The sequence below is a fragment of the Pseudomonas sp. IT-P2 genome (assembly GCF_949767575.1).
Lineage (GTDB): Bacteria > Pseudomonadota > Gammaproteobacteria > Pseudomonadales > Pseudomonadaceae > Aquipseudomonas > Aquipseudomonas pharyngis.
The window spans coordinates 149,151-164,214 of sequence record NZ_CATKQA010000049.1 but is presented as its reverse complement, the minus strand read 5'-3'; the positions used below and the strand labels follow the sequence as shown (position 1 = coordinate 164,214).

The 15,064-nt window shown below is 55.4% G+C and carries 11 protein-coding genes; 1 reads left to right on the top strand and 10 read right to left on the bottom strand.

The genetic code is table 11. The features are described from left to right. Positions 1-119 precede the first annotated feature (119 nt). Together ACM6JM_RS29380 and ACM6JM_RS29375 are read right to left on the bottom strand one after the other, a co-directional pair. Complete coding sequence (locus ACM6JM_RS29380) at positions 120-593, bottom strand: isochorismatase family protein (RefSeq protein ID WP_414882923.1); 474 nt, start codon at positions 591-593, stop codon at positions 120-122. Between the two features lie 413 nt (positions 594-1,006). Continuing rightward, complete coding sequence (locus ACM6JM_RS29375; RefSeq protein ID WP_414882922.1) at positions 1,007-2,077, bottom strand: hypothetical protein; 1,071 nt, start codon at positions 2,075-2,077, stop codon at positions 1,007-1,009. 144 nt (positions 2,078-2,221) lie between these two features. On the opposite strand from ACM6JM_RS29375, the gene ACM6JM_RS29370 reads away from it, so the two are divergent. After that, complete coding sequence (locus ACM6JM_RS29370; RefSeq protein WP_414882921.1) at positions 2,222-3,004, top strand: hypothetical protein; 783 nt, start codon at positions 2,222-2,224, stop codon at positions 3,002-3,004. Positions 3,005-3,208: 204 nt separating this feature from the next. On the opposite strand, the gene ACM6JM_RS29365 is transcribed toward ACM6JM_RS29370, so the two are convergent. The 8 genes from ACM6JM_RS29365 to ACM6JM_RS29330 form a co-directional block, all read right to left on the bottom strand. Beyond that, positions 3,209-3,910 carry a M48 family metallopeptidase gene (locus tag ACM6JM_RS29365; protein ID WP_273902723.1) on the bottom strand — a complete coding sequence of 234 codons (702 nt, stop codon included), beginning with the start codon at positions 3,908-3,910 and terminating at the stop codon, positions 3,209-3,211. Continuing rightward, positions 3,907-7,233 carry a type I restriction endonuclease subunit R gene (locus ACM6JM_RS29360; RefSeq protein ID WP_414882920.1) on the bottom strand — a complete coding sequence of 1,109 codons (3,327 nt, stop codon included), beginning with the start codon at positions 7,231-7,233 and terminating at the stop codon, positions 3,907-3,909. Before ACM6JM_RS29360 ends, ACM6JM_RS29365 begins: the two co-directional genes overlap by 4 nt. A 67-nt stretch (positions 7,234-7,300) precedes the next feature. Next, entirely contained in the window at positions 7,301-8,953 is a 1,653-nt protein-coding gene (locus ACM6JM_RS29355) for an ATP-binding protein (protein ID WP_414882919.1), read from the bottom strand. Positions 8,954-9,001: 48 nt separating this feature from the next. Beyond that, complete coding sequence (locus tag ACM6JM_RS29350; protein WP_414882918.1) at positions 9,002-10,306, bottom strand: restriction endonuclease subunit S; 1,305 nt, start codon at positions 10,304-10,306, stop codon at positions 9,002-9,004. After that, the gene (locus ACM6JM_RS29345; RefSeq protein ID WP_414882917.1) at positions 10,299-12,794 is read right to left on the bottom strand and encodes a type I restriction-modification system subunit M; all 2,496 of its coding nucleotides are present in this window, start codon (positions 12,792-12,794) and stop codon (positions 10,299-10,301) included. The genes ACM6JM_RS29350 and ACM6JM_RS29345 overlap by 8 nt, the downstream gene beginning before the upstream one ends. A gap of 410 nt (positions 12,795-13,204) precedes the next feature. Then, a complete protein-coding gene (locus tag ACM6JM_RS29340; protein ID WP_201819116.1) occupies positions 13,205-13,522 on the bottom strand; it encodes a hypothetical protein in 318 nt (105 codons plus the stop codon). A gap of 594 nt (positions 13,523-14,116) precedes the next feature. Continuing rightward, positions 14,117-14,677: a DUF2857 domain-containing protein gene (locus ACM6JM_RS29335; RefSeq protein WP_414882916.1), complete on the bottom strand. Its 561-nt coding sequence runs from the start codon at positions 14,675-14,677 to the stop codon at positions 14,117-14,119. Positions 14,678-14,824: 147 nt separating this feature from the next. Then, positions 14,825-15,043 (bottom strand): AlpA family transcriptional regulator, encoded by a 219-nt coding sequence (locus ACM6JM_RS29330; protein WP_414882915.1) that lies wholly within the window; start codon positions 15,041-15,043, stop codon positions 14,825-14,827. Between the last annotated feature and the right edge of the window lie 21 nt (positions 15,044-15,064).

The window sequence follows — 15,064 nt, the reverse complement described above, 5'->3', positions numbered from 1 at the left end:
GGCGAGTTCCTTTGGAAAGCCATCTTCCTGGCTGCAGCAGAGCGCGGAGACTGGCGCTCGGAAGCATCTTGAACCAGTTCATGAAAGTCGACGCGGGTTGCGGAAATTTCCTAGGACGCCTACAGACAGGAGCGAAGTTCACTCGACGTCAGCGTGTGCTTGAAGTGATGTTCCCATAACCGTACACCCAACCCACCCGAACGATCCAGCGACGAACCCACAGTCAGGTCGGTGAGCAACGCCGGCTGCAACCCAGCATCGAACAACGCAAAACCGGCGGCGAGGCAGCAGGTTTCGGTTTGCAGGCCGCAGACCAGCACGCGATCCAAATTCAGGCTTTTCAGGTATTCGATTGTGTCCGGGAAGGGCGCGTAGCCGTATTTGATGAAGATACGGTCTGCGGCGATCAGGCTGTCGTCATCCGCAGTCGGCTGCCAGCCGAGCTGACGCTGGAGCGGTGTGCGGCTCTCGTCATGGCGCTCGACCGTGGCGACGCTGGGCAGTTTGCCGATGAGCGATTGAATGCCGTCGATCAGCCATTGCGGAGGGGAGAAGCTGGGTTGGACGTCGATGATCAGCAGTGCTTGTCGCATGCGCTCTCCGGATAAAAATCCCCAGATGCGACAAGGCCCGCACTGGGCGGGCCTTGTCGTTGAGAGTTGGTGGAGCCGGGGTGAGCTGAAATGATTTGCTAAACCTATGAAAAATATGAAGTTGGTTCGTTGAGCTTTCTTCGTGGAATACTATTTGGAATGCGCTGCACAGAATTCAGGCGGAATGCTGAAGCGTGTTCCTCCTGAGTCAATTGCCAGGAGTCATTTCGCTGTGGCCAATCACGTGGTTGTCAGCCCCTTTTTCTTTCCTGTGTTGGATGAGGATAGGGTACAGGTATCAGCTTTAAATGAAGGGACCTAATTGGCTTTGATTACTCATCGTTAGCATCCGGGTACTAAGAGTACAGGTGCGTGGTTGAGCAGTATCTTGTACTTGTACCCTACTCGGCGGACTATGTGAGCTTGAAAACGGCGAAAAATTCCTTGAAGCCCTTTGTGGTTAATGTGTTATGTATGCGTGGCAATCCTGTTTCATCTAAAGGGGCGGTTCCTTTGCCATTGCGGCTTCTCTCGTGCTGGAGTTGCTCTTGCAGTTTATCCACTGATAGCCAATAGTTGCATGTCTGCTGATCATATGATCGATTGATGCTGAAGTATTTTCCGTCTCGCTCACCTGCGACTGGGTAATGATGAATGGACTCACTCAGCCAGTATAACTTGGAGTCCAATGTGGCTATCCATGTGTCCTGAAGCTTGCCATAAAAGAACTCTTTGGAAAACTCCAGGGCGCCTTTTATGTATTTAAGGTCTTGAACGCCATTGAAGATATTTTTGAAGCGCTGCGCTGGCTTGTTGCTCCCACTCATGAAGTTGTTCTTGATGTCTTCGATTTTGGCGTTAAGCTCGTCGGAATAGTTGGGGTTTTTCTCACAGAAGCAGTACTTGGCAATTTCGGCTTCAACAGCACTGAGCATATCAATGTCATCACAGACACGGCTCATATATGTTTTGAATTTTTCAATGCCTGTCAAGTTCGGCTTCGTGGCGTTGATAATATGTATCTGCATGAGCGAAAAAAACGGCACGCTGTAGAGGTGCTGCTCTTCTATGCTGAGTTCTGAAAACTCATACGGTCGGGTTCTTTCCGCTTCATTTGGGGTGTTTCGTGTCGTGGTTGGATGATCGACCATCTGCGGGCAGAATATCGAAAGAAACAATTCATACATCTCAAAGCTTAGCTTCTTGAATTTCGGGTGGACCTCGTTAAGGGCAAGCCCAGGCGTTATGCACAGACTTTGTGGTGGGCAAGAATTTATGAAGTTTATAAGTCTAGTTAAGTCAAAATCGTTCGGGCTGTGGCGGCGAAGAATTACATCTTCCATTCTCACCAGAATGTTAAGGTCGAGAATCAAGGTCGTTTCTATGCCGTTCCGCTTGTTTTCGGCCACCATGCTTGGGGTGAGCCGCGGGGAACTGTCGGTTTTGCGGCAAGGCTTTATGAAATGTAGGGTATGTGTGGGCATTGTGGTTTACCTAACTCCTATCCGATTAGACTGCGTCCTTAGATCGTGTGCTGCTTACTGCGTAGAGCCTGCATTGCCTGCTGGGGCAGCGTCAAGTAGATAGTCAGATATTGCTTCTAATGATCCTTTAGTGGTGATAAATTTATGCTACTAATCTATGGCGTGGGTTGTATGAAGAAAACTAGGCAGGAAAACGTAATTCAAGCTGCAATTACTGGTGCATTGGAAGCCTACTGCAGAGATAGTCGGACATCGCTCAAAACCTTCCCCCCATATGCTGTCCAGCAAGGCGACGGAATGCGGCTGTATTGTGGTGATCTAGTCGCTATGTTGGGAAACGCTAAAATACTGCTTTTGGAAATTAAAGAGCTTAATTGTAAAAGCGGGGTTTTTGACCAGTTTGATGGCGAGCAATTCAAAAGCTGCCTTGCTTATGAGGAACTTGGCGTTCCCATTGCATATTCATATAATTCTATATCTCTTCCTGATTATGATGATCGCTCGGATGTTGAGCGGTGGCCTGAGTTAATTTTGGGTAGGACGAAACGGGCAGTGCCGAGTAAGCTACCAAACAAAAAGCCAGATAAGTTAAATCATTCATCGCTGCTGGATTGGCTTCGTGATGATCAGGGCGGCGACATGACTGCGGGCTTTGGCCGGGTGCTCGGTGCGCTTGAGCGTCCGGAAACGCTAAAGAATGGTGCGTTGGTCCTTTTGTACGGGGTAGCTGAGCAAACGCTTGCAATGCTAGATCGTGAACAGGTTCTGCTCGTGTTGAACTATTTGGATAAGGAAAGTAAATTGCGTCCGGGTCATTATAAGAAGATAGAAAGTGTACTGGGTGCCGCAGCTGAGGTGTTTAAAGGTTACATAAAGCCTATCATTAGTAGAGACAACTCTGGTGGGGCGACGCCAGGGCAGCCGTGAATTATTTTATTGATTTTCTGCAGGGTATGGTTGTTCAAAGAGTTCTAGGCGCGTGGTGATCCTAATGTCTGGCTCGAAGGTTAAATGCAGAAATTTATCCGATCGCTGGAATCCTGGTGCTTGTAAGCTATCCTCAGAGTCAAGTTGGTTGGTTCTGACCAGTACCTATGCCGCGGGTGCTGATGAAATAGTCAGCCATGGTACTCAGAGGCCTTCAACATCAATTCCATGTTCTGCCAGCCATGTCTTGCGCTGTGCGTAGTCAGGCATGACGCGTTCAAGGCGGAGCCAAAATTCTGGGGTGTGATGTGGCTCTTGCAGGTGCACCATCTCATGCACAACCACATACTCCGCAATGGGCTTGGGCAGCAGGATTGTTTTCCAATGAAAATAGAGTTGTGCACCTTTGCCACAGGAGCCCCAGCGATAGCCTAGATCCTGCACACGCACACCGCTGGGGATCAGGTCCATGCGGGCTTGGTGGTTTTTGACGCGTAAGGCTAACCAGCTGCGGGCATGTTCGCTGTACCAACGGATGAAATGTTCGCGGGCTTGTGGCAGTTCGCTACGCAGCAGGCGGAAGCGACCGGCAGAAAGTTTCAGCGGCACATCCTGCTCATCAACCAGTTTGAGGCGATAACTTCGTCCCAAATATAGAAAACCCTCTCCGTCGAGATATTCCTTGTTGGGGATCGAACGTTGCAGGCGTTCCTTTTCTGCAAGACGTGAGTAAATCCAGAAGCTTTTTTCTGCCACGAACTGCCGCAACATTTGCTCTTCTACCTCGGGCGGGGCAGAAAGGATAAGCGCGCCGTCGCGTTCCACAGTGATCTGCAGTGTTTTTCGGCGCGCGCTACGGCGCAGTGTAAATTGCAGATCGTCTACCGTGAGGGTGTGATTGCTCACAGTTGCATCAACCTTTCATGACTGGCTCTCGCTTGATCCATCAGGCGGTCAGACAATATCCCGGCCTTATCGCTATCCATCAAGGGCGGACGCAGTCGCATCAAGTAATCGAATAGCTGCCCGGCCAACTCCTCCTGTGCCGCTCGCTTGCGCGGGCTCCAGATATCGCGGTGGCTTTGGATCTCGCCTACCAACAGATCGACTACTTCCACTGTCACATCCTTCAAACGCAGCAGCTCGGCGGGCTGCGGATTGACGCCGGCACACACCATATCCAGCAGGGTGCGAAGGAAGGGGGCGTAGTGTTCGGGCAAATCCAGGGGGCTGTAGTCATCGCTCATTTGACCGCAGCGCAGATCGTTGATGATCTTCTGCATCTGCTCAACCAACTGATCCCACTGCTCACCCAGCGACTTGAGTAGCTCGTTCAGGCGTTCGGACAGCTTGCGATAAAGTACCGGATCTTCATCAGCATGCTTGCGCACATGCGAGCGAATGGCATGCTCCATCTCTGAGGCCTTGGCGCGGTCGTTGACGCTACGCGACAACTGCTTCTCGAAGTCTGCATCGGTGAGTTGGATAGGCGGAATTTTCGGGTCGATGCCCAAAGAAATAACGTGATCGTCGATTAGCTTGCGCACTTTGGCGCCGACATCCTTGCCCAGTTGCGGCAGGTCCTTGTAACGCCCGCGCGCACGTGCATGGATATAGGCCAGACGCTTGGCGTCCTTGACGAAGGGGAGGCCTTCGGGGCGTGGCAGTACGGTGTCCAAAGAGTCGAGGAACGCTTTGAGTTTTACCGAAAATTCAGCGCGCACTTTTTCCGACTCCAGTGCGGCAATGCAGGTTTCGGCATCTTCCAGAGACTCGATGCCCTGGCGACGCAGCACATCCACCACGCGCAGATGACGGTCGCGCAGTACAGGCACCTCGTCCTTGATGCTGCTCAGCGCACCTTCAATATCCTCGTCGGCATAGGCTGCCAGGGCTTCGCGCAGGTGGTTGGCGACTCCGTAGTAGTCGACCACGATGCCGCAGCGCTTGCCGAAACCAGTACGGTTGACCCGCGCAATGGCTTGCAGCAGCTCGGCTTCCTTGATTGGCCGGTCAAGGTACATGACCCCTTCGATGGGGGCGTCAAAGCCAGTGAGCAACATAGACTTAACGATCAGGAAAGCCAGTGGATCGGCCTTGCCCTGCTGCTCATGAATCAGCGGCTTCTTGAAACGCTGGATCAGTTGCTCGTGCTTGCTGCCATCCGTCCAGGTTTTCCACTCGGCCGGATCGTTATTGGAGCCGGAAATAATCGGTGCGAATTCCAGGCTGCGTAGTTTGTCGCGATAGCGCCATGCCTGCACACGCGCCTGCAGCTTGGGCGGACGCTGGCACAGTGCTTCATCGTCGAGGTCCTTTTCGGCTGCCGGCAGTGCTTCAGCCTCCAACAGCAATTCATCACGGGCGGCCTGCAGCGCGTGGAAATAGCGGGTTACTGCAATCCGGCTGTAGGCTACCACCTGCGCCTTGTAGCCATTGGGCAGGATATTGGTGACGTAATGTCTGAGGATGTCGCGCGCCTTATCAGCGATCAGCGCGGGGGCCTCAAAGATATGGCCCTTGGTGGCGTACTTTTTCTTGATCAGCTCCAGTTCGTCCTGACTGTGTTCGCGGAACAAATCCTCGAACAGTTCATCCAGGTTCGCCCCATCTTTCAATGCGCCCTTGGCAGTGCGTCCTTCGTATAGCACCGGCACTGTCGCGCCATCTGCCTCGGCTTCCTTGATGGTGTATTTATCGATGAACGCGCCGAAAATTTCGTGGGTGCGTTTCTTATCGCCCATGATGATTGGCGTACCGGTAAAGCCAATGCGCACGCAGTTTGGCAGGCCTGCCAGCAGGTTCGCCTGCAGATCGCCTGCTTGGGTTCGGTGAGCCTCATCGATCAATACCAAAATGCTCTCGTCGTGGTTGAGCACCTCGAATGGTTTGTTTACCAGATAGGGCGCTCGCTTTTCTGCGGCTTTGAGGAAGGGCACAGTGTCCACGGCGATGTGGGCATTCCCGTTTTCTTCTTGCTCGGGATTGCGATACTTCTGGATAGTGGCGAATATCAGGCCGGGGCCCTGGCGGCGTGCCAAGGCTTTAACACCTTCGATATTGGAGGCCACCTCCGGTAGTTCACCACTAAGTGTCGCAGTGACGGCGAGCTGGTTTTGCAGGTCTTTACGGTCAGTGACCACGATGATCTTGAAGCGGCGCAGCTGTGTATCCGTGCGCATCCTGCGCACCAGAAATACCATGGTCAGGCTTTTGCCCGAGCCTTGGGTGTGCCAAACGATGCCGCCGCGTTGGTCACTTTCGCCATGCTCAAGACGGGTCTGTCCGCGTTTCATGCGGGTCACTGTGCGGTTCACCGCGCGGTACTGCTGGTAGCGGCAGACCGTCTTGATGGTCTGCCCGCCAACCTGCATAAACAGCATGAAATGTCGGATTAGATCGAGCAGGTGGGCCGGTGTCAGCATGCCTGCCACCAGTCGCTCCTGCTCGGACAGTTTGGATTTGCCCAACTGCACGGCTACTGACTGCTCGCTGCCGTTGCCATCCGGGCCAACCACGGTCTTCCATTGGGAGAAATGCCCGAAGCCAGCACCAATGCAGCCCACCCGTGCTTCGTCGTAACTACTGGCGATCAACAGCTGCACGCTGGCGAACAGTGTCTCGTTGCCTTCGTTCTCCTCGACCTCGAAGGCCGCCTTGCGCTGGTTGCTGTAGCGACGCAATTGATCGACAGCCTCGGCCAACGGTTCTGGAATGGAGGGGCTTTTGCACTCCACCAGCACCAGCGGGATGCCATTCACCAGCAACACCAGATCCGGGACGATAAATTTTTTGCCGCTGTCATACCCCGGCGGGCAATTCACTCGGAACTGGTTGATCACGCTGAAGTGGTTATTGGCCGGGGTGGCCCAGTCGATGTACTGGATGGTCTGGCCACGCCCGCCTTCCCAGCCGGGGAGGCCGTCGACAGTGATGCCTTTGAGCAGCAGCTCAGTGACTGTTTGGTTGGCTTCCATCAACTTGCCGGCGCCTACGCGGGTAACGGCCGCCAGTGCTTCGGCAATGCGCTGCTCATCCAACCAGGGCTGACCGTCGCGCAGGTTGATGGCACGCAAGCGCTCGGCCAGTGCGGCCCGCTGAATCACTTCACTGAAGCTGCTGCGGCCAGTGATGGCCGGGTCGTCGAGGCTGCCCTCGATATGCTTCCAGTTCAGCCCCTGTAACTGAGCCACAAAGGGTTTTTCGACGTCATCCAATTCCCAGCCCACGGTTACTCCTTTAATCCAGTTCAGGCGTGTATGGGCTCATAGCGGCTCATAGCGGCTCATAGAATTTTTAGCCGAGCTTATAGACCGACCAGCGTCGTTCACCTTGCTGTATCAGTGTGCCCTTGTCTTTCATGCGCTTGAGCAGTTTTGCCGCTTGATCAGGCGAGAGCCGACAAAGATCCATTACTTCAGCGCGCTGAATCTGCCCATGCTGCTGCACGTAGTTCAACACCATCTGCTCATGTTGAATGGGTGTGAAGCCTGCCTGGCGGGTATAACCGGCCTTGTCGCCCACGGCCTGGTACAGACTGGCTGACAGAGTGTAGCTGCGCCCTCGGGTAGAACCGTGGGCCTCGACCAAGCCAGCTTCGGTTAGGGCTTCCAACGTGCGTTTGGCACTGGCGGTATCGCGCTGGATTTGTACGGCAAGTTCGTCGGCCGTGACGCGCTTGGTCTCACGCAGGGCGGCCAGTGCGATCAGGCTGTCGATGGGCAGTTCGGCGTTGGTGGCGCGCTCGTGTTCGACTACCAGGCGGCGGAAGTCCAGGTCGGCCTCCGCGGTGGGTAGGCGCAGCACCACGCTTTGGGCGGTGGTGTAGCTGTAGTCCGGGGCCGGCCGGCCGAACTTGAGCATGCCGCGGAAAATCTTGTCCACACCTCGCCCAGAGCGTTCGACCACGCCGACGCGCTTCATGGCATCGGCCAGGGCCGGGTTGCGCGGGCGCGGTTCGGTCACCAACAGGTTGGCCAGGGTCACGCCATCGACTAGGCCACCGGGGTTGCTGACCACTAGGGCATCGTCCTCCAGGCGCACATGCACCGCGCCTCTGCCGTGGTAATCACGATGCACCAAGGCATTGGCTACGGCTTCACGGAAGGCGCCGAGGTCGACCTTGGGCACTGGCACGCGGAACAGGCCGACCTGTAGTTCTTCCTCTGGGTTGTATGGACGGAAGTTGGTTTCCAGCCAGTCTAATGCCTTGAGCAATGGGAAGCGGCGAAACTCATTGAAGCGCACTGCCTGCTGGGCCAGCACCTGGAAAGCGAACTCGTGGGTGGACACCAGTTGGCGCAGGGAGGTTTCCCGGCCGATCAGTAGCAGGCCGGTAAGGGTCGGCACGCGCATACCGTCCGGCTGGCGCGCAGTGAGCAGCAGTGCGCCGTCCAGGGCTTCGTCGTCCAATTCCAGCAGCACTCGGTCGCCGCCGTATTGCTGCACCGCCTGGCGCAGGCGTTCGCGCTCCAGCGGATCGAGGTCGGCGAGGGTGGCACCGGCGACTGGCAGGGCGGAGACATCGAGCAGGCCGAAACTGCTTGCGCGGCTGCTGCGCTCATGGGGCAGCATGGCTATGCATTCGGGCATGCCGTTGTGTTTCAAGCGGCGGCGTAGATAGGTGCCGCTGGTGGTGGCCACTTCTCCCTGGGCTTTGGGTACATGGATACGTGCCACGGTCACTCCATCCAGATCGAGCGTCTCGGCCTGTACGTTCAGCGACGGCGAGGTGCGCGCTGCGACCATGCCAGACAATCCCTCTAGCAGGCGATGCTCGGCATGCAGGCCGGTAGGCGTGCCGTCGTCCTCGACGCCCAGCCATAGCTCGCCCCCCTCGGCATTGGCCAAGCAGATCAGCGCCTCAATAAGCTCGCGGTCGGGGAGCTTGCTGCGGTCGCTCTTGAACTCGACGCTAAGGGGTTCGCGAGGTGCCAGGCGCTGGGTCATCTCAGGCTCCCCTTTGGCCAACAAGCTGTTGGACGATTTGTGCACAAATTATGACGATGCTTCCCGTAGCGAGGTGACGCGCACGCAGCCGGTCAGCAGATCCTCCATCAGGCCTGCTTTGCTGTCTCGGAGCTTCACCAAAGTGCTTTCTTCTGCGCTTAACCGATCAACAGACGCCTGATATTGATCGACAATCAGCACCTGCTCCGGCAATGGCGGAACAGGCACAGCGAGTAGGCGAATATCACCAACGCGCACATGACCGACTGTCGAGCCACCTGCCTTGTCAATCAAAACACGCTGAACAGGTTGCGACATAAGCGCAATTAGCATGAAGTCATTACGCAATAGTGAGGGGTTTGGCTGATACATCATCATGCGTTGCCCCAAACAAGCCCCCTGCATATCGGCAGGAACCAAGCATACTTCGCCAACAGGTGCTTCTCGTGTGATTAGCACATCACCTGGGCGAGGGCGTCCACGCTGCGTCCAGATTTTGTAAGATGCCTCGTCCGTGAATACGAGTTCTGTGAATACAAATCTCCCATCACGAACATTCGGAGTTCGAACAACCGGATGACCGCTATCCAAGATCGGTGGCGTCCGGTTTTTGCAGTCAATCACAGCCTCACAGACACTTTCCGCCGGTTTTACTTCCCACTCCCTTGGAATCCACCCCAGCGGCGACTCCTTGTATTGCTGCGGCGCTTCGTTCTGTGGCGGGCGTAGTTGGCCGTTGGAGTCGATACCTCGGGTCAGCAGGTCGTGCAGCAGGCCCTGCTTGACCGCCTTGAGCTTGTCGATCAACGCCTCGGTTTCGCGGATGGCAGTGTCGATAGTGTCGAGAACATCTGCAACCAGCACCTGCTCCTTAATTGTCGGCAGCGGAAATTGAAATTGCACGAACTTCGCTTCGCCTAGACCGGCTAAGGTGCTTCCGCTTTTTTGGTTTTCAATAAAATCGCGGAACGCTGCAGAGGTAAATATGTGGAATGCAAATCGCGCAGAGCAAATTTCAGGTTGAATTGGTCGCACAAGAAACAAATGCGCATTTAGTGACGTATCCCCTGGAAGCCAGTCGATTCGGGCAACCTTACCGATTGTCCCGTCCTTCGTGATAACCAAATCACCGACTTTGACCTGAATCTCCGGAGACTCATCGAACTTTCGTCTAGGGATGCGAAAGCAAGAGTTCCAGTCAACGCGTCCAGTGCCGTCAATATGCATCCCGGTAATGAGGTGGGGCCCATCCTCGCAGAAGTCCGAGCGCCGAAGATTTCGCCAGCCGATGCGGCCCTTCACGAAAAATACATCACCCGTCCGACGTGTGGGCCAATGGGGGAAATTAGACATATCCCAACCCCTTTAAGAAGCCCTGCAACGCCACCGCCGCCGCATCGCGCTTCTGTTCGATCTCGTTTAGCGTTACTCGGTACTTATCCCACCAGTTTTCGAAAGCGGCTACGATCTGCTTTCGCTGGGCAGCGACATTGCGCTCAAGAATGGCCTGCATGTCGTTGTGTAGGATGGTCAGCAGCAACTCGGCGGCTTGTGGCTCATCCAGTCCGTCGACGGCCTGACTCAGGTGGTTGGCGAAGTTTTCCTGCTGGGTTTTGAGCTGCTTCTTTACCTTGGTCAGCTCGGCCTTGCAGCTTTTGAGCTGGGCTTCATCGATGGGATTTTCCTCATCATCGGCATCAGCTGTGCTGTCAGCCTCGTCAGCTTCGTCCCCCTTGGTTGGGGTGGCAGCTTTGAGCTGGCTGTCCAGTTCGGCCTTTCTCGCTTCCATCTCGACCAACCTGGTAACGAAATCGCCGAGCAAGAATCTCACCAGCTTGTGCTCCAGCGGGCTTTGCTTGCTGGCCTTGTCTTCCAGGGCGGTGACGATGCTGGTGCGCCAAGCATCGATCACACCTCGGCTGCCGCGTGCCATCAGGCCGAGGAAGTCGTATTTGCTCTGGTACCAGAAGCCGGCAACGATGCCGCGTATCTGGAAGGGATCGAGTAGGCCGATACATTCAAGCTTCTGGCTAAAGCTGTTCAGCAGTTCTTCGCGCAGATTGACCAGCGCGGCGCTGTTATCAAGCTTCCCGGCCAGCGCAGTGATACGCGGGCTGTGTTCGTGCCACCAGCTCTCGAAGGTTTCACGCAGGGCGGCTTCCTTGGCCTGCAGGCCGGCATTGCCTTCGACGGCCAGCTTGAGATCGGCACGACGGGTTAGCTCGTCGCGAAAGTCGAGATACTGCGCTTTGCGTGCTACGAAAAGGTCGTGTGGGTCGAGGCCGTGTGCAGCGAACAACGGTGTTTTGGCTTCGACTTCTGCCTTGGGCACACCCCCCAGCAGGTGCGCACGCACATCATGGGGCTCGGGCGGCGGTGCGTTATCCACATAGCGGCGAATATTAAGGTTGTACTCGTTGTCGCGCAGTGTGGCGATATCCACCACGTCGCTAAGGCCGTCGATCCGGCGAAATTCGTCGAAGGCAGTGGTGATTTTCTCAATGTGCTCGGGTAGCAGGTAGTTCTGCGCACGGCCCTCGAAGTACTCGCGGTCGGCGTTGATAAACAGCACCTTGCCCTGGCGCTCGGCAGGCTTGGCGCTGACACGGTTGGCGCCTTCCTGCTTTTGTTGGCGCAAGATGAGGATGCAGGCGGGAATGCCAGTGCCATAGAACAGGTTGGCCGGCAAGCCGATCACTGCTTCGAGCAGGTCGTTCTCGATAATTCCAGCACGGATACCGCGCTCCTCGCCGCCTCGGAACAGCACGCCATGGGGCAGTACGGTGGCGATCATGCCCTCGTCGCGGGTCACGGCGAGCATGTGCTGGAGGAACATCAGGTCGGCCTTTTTCGAGCCCAGCGGAACCTCGCCGAAGCGGAAGCGCTGTTCGCGGAATGCCGGGTTCCAGGCTAGGCTGCCATCCGGGCTTTTCTCAGTGTGGCCCCAATTGATGGAGAAAGGCGGGTTGGTGAGGATTCGGTCGAAGCGGCGCAGTTCGCCGCCCTCGATATGCCGAGGGTCGGCCAGGGTATCTTCGTTCTCTAGCCAGGCGTTGCTTATGCCGTGCAGCAGCATGTTCATTTGCGCGATGGACCAGACGGTGCCGTTGAATTCTTGGCCGAAAAGGTTGGCCTTGCGGCCGTCCTCGCCGTGCTCGTCGATATATTCCTTGGCCGCAATCAACATGCCGCCCGAGCCACAGCAGGGGTCGTAGATATCATGAGCCAGGGTCGGCTTGAGCAGGTGCACCATCAGCCGCACCACCGAGCGCGGCGTGTAGAATTCGCCGCCTTTCTTGCCGGCCGAGTCGGCGAACTCGGCGATCAGGTACTCGTAGGCGGCACCCAGTAGGTCGGGGAATTCAAAATCGCTGTTGCGCAGGCGTACTTCACCGAAGTGGGTGATGAGCTGGCGCAACTTCTGGTCCGGAATCTTGCTCTGGCCGACCTTGCGGGTGAAGTCGATGTGCTCCAGCACCCCTTCCAGGGAAGCGTTACTTTCCTCAATGCCGCCCAGCGCCTTGTTAAGTAGATCGCCGACGTTGATGTGCGCTTCGTTGAGCAAGTACTTGAAGCGTGAATGGCTGGGCACCCAGAAATTTCCATCGCGCTTGTACCAGCGCGGATTTTCCGCCGTGACAAAGGCCTCGGCCTTGCTCTTGCCGGCGTTTATTTCATCGGCAACGACCTGCTCATAGCGCTCCTCGAATACGTCGGAGCAGCGCTTGAGGAACAGCATGCCAAAAATGTATTCCTTGAACTCCGAGGCATCCATCTTGCCGCGCAGAATATCGGCAGCCTTGAACAGATGTCGTTCCAGTTGTTGCAGCGTGAGGGGCATTGCGGAATCTCTTGTGGGCACTCAGGGAGCAGATGCCGATCCTGATGGACTAAATGCCGGGGATTGTATCCCAATCCAAGCTCAGCACTGAGCAGTCTCGGTTGTAGAAGCTCACAGATCGCCCTGCGCCGCAAATGGTTGGGTAGGCAGTTGTCTGTTTTTCAGCAAGGGGCACGTTAGTCCTTGGACTTTGGCAGTTGCCTAGCCATCTTCATGTACCATGCGCCGTACTCAGTTCTGCCGGGATTGAGCCCTGGAACAACGGAAGTTAAGTGAGGCCCTTATGCTTAATCAGAGAATGTCTGAGTGTGGGGGGAGTCAGCTTACTGTCTTGTTCAACGCCAAGAGCCGCAAAAAAATCACCTGTCGAAGGACAGGTGATTTCGTTGTTTCAGTAATCGCTAAGAAAACTATAAGAAGACTTTCATCGCCCCGATCAAGATGCCGATCGTAACGGCGAGCATTGAAGCCATACGAATGGACAGCTTTAGATCCGATTTAGCGATCTCTGCAGTCAGCCTATGATCAATTTTAGAGATCTCGGATGTCAGCCGGTGATCAGTTTTAGCCAACTCGACCGTCAATCGCTGTTCTAGATTGGTGAGATCACTTTTCGTCGCAAGTAGTGTGAGCATGTCAGATTCCAATGCTTGGATAACCGCTTCGGCTTTGAGCTCAGGTACGTCGATTGCGCGCAGTGCCTGATACATCGCCAGTTCCATTTTCATTAAGGCCTCCTGAAACAAAAAAAGGCCTCCCCCACGACGGGAAAGGCCCGTCGTGGGTGGGAAAGTCATACTTCCATCGACATTCAAGTCGACTGTCCGCGCTGCCGGAAGCGATGCGGTCATTGGGGGGGGATCCTGCGGAGAACCGCAGCGCCGTCTTGAAGATCCTGGCGGCTGGTGCTGAACGAGTCAGCGAGGTGCATTGCCAAAGTGCCCCTGAGCACGTTTGTTGTCAATCCGGAAAAGAGTTATCGAGTGTTTCCGTATTTTGTGGAAATTAGCCCCCTAGCTGCTTGGCGTTACTACCTTCAGATTCGGGATGCAACGGAACTCCCAGCAAAGCTACTTGCTAGACTTTTGGTATTAACGAAGGTCGCTTAATCTGAGATTTTGGCGGTTTTCAATTGAGCAGGTGGCCGCTGAAGAGTAGTGCGACCAACGCTCAAATCCTTTGCATATCGTCCGTCATGGGTAGACGTAGCGAATAGCTGCTCAATTGCGTGAGTTTGAAGCGCCAATCACGCCTTTCTACCGGACAAGCGCCGGGAGCGTACGAGCGGGGCGGGGGGAGGGATGTCAGGTTATCTCGCGAAATCAGATTAGCCCCTCAGCTATCCATGCTTGCAGGGTTGACCAGATGACTGATGCCGGGAGTAAAAGATCCTCAGCCAAATCCAGCGACACTTCCAACATGGCACTCTCATTACCGGCCGACACTCCAGCCGTTCTCACATGGGGTTGCAGCCGGTGCCATAGTAATGTGTCTTGTTCCTCGGTAAGTACGGGTCTGCGACCTTTGCGTTTTGGTAGTCCGAGTACGTCTCGACGCAGAGCAATTTCTTGGTGTGTTAAACCATGAAAGCTGGCCACCATTTCTGTGCTCGCCCCTAAGCGAAGCATGCGATCAATCATGGCGGTTTCGTGTTCCACTTCACCCGCCTGTTTCAGAATTCTTTGCAGCACGTTGCGGTTTATCTGCACCGTGCACCAAAGCACTCGGGTATGGAGTAGTGCGCTGAGCAACATCGGCTCCTTGAGTGCCGCCAGGTCTTCAATTGCAAAGCCCATCGCCTTGCACCGCCGCAATTGACCACTGCGCAAGTCTTGCAGAGCTTGGGCAATGACGGCTTGATTGATTGGGTGCGGAGTTGTCATAGCACCTCCTGAGAGAGGTATGCCGTCGTTGGATCGGAGATTCGTCGGATGTCTCTGAGTGGTTGTTGCAACGGGGTCAGTTGGAACAATTTTGCTGAGCCACCGCGTTGAGTGATCAAAGCTACCGTCACGTTCCTGCCCCATCTTTTATTGTCGTTTTCTTAAGCGTTCCGAAATCCACTGGTCAATCTCTGCGGCATCCCAGCCGACAGCGCGTATACCGAGCTGCACTGAGGCAGGGAATTTTCCTTCGCTCATCAGCTTGTAAATGAAGGCGCGTTTCAACCCGGTTTTTTTCTCAACATCCGCGCGCCGGAGGATTCGTAGTTCCGGATTGGCTGATGGCTGTTCGTCGTTGTGGGGCATGAACAATTCTCCTGACGATCA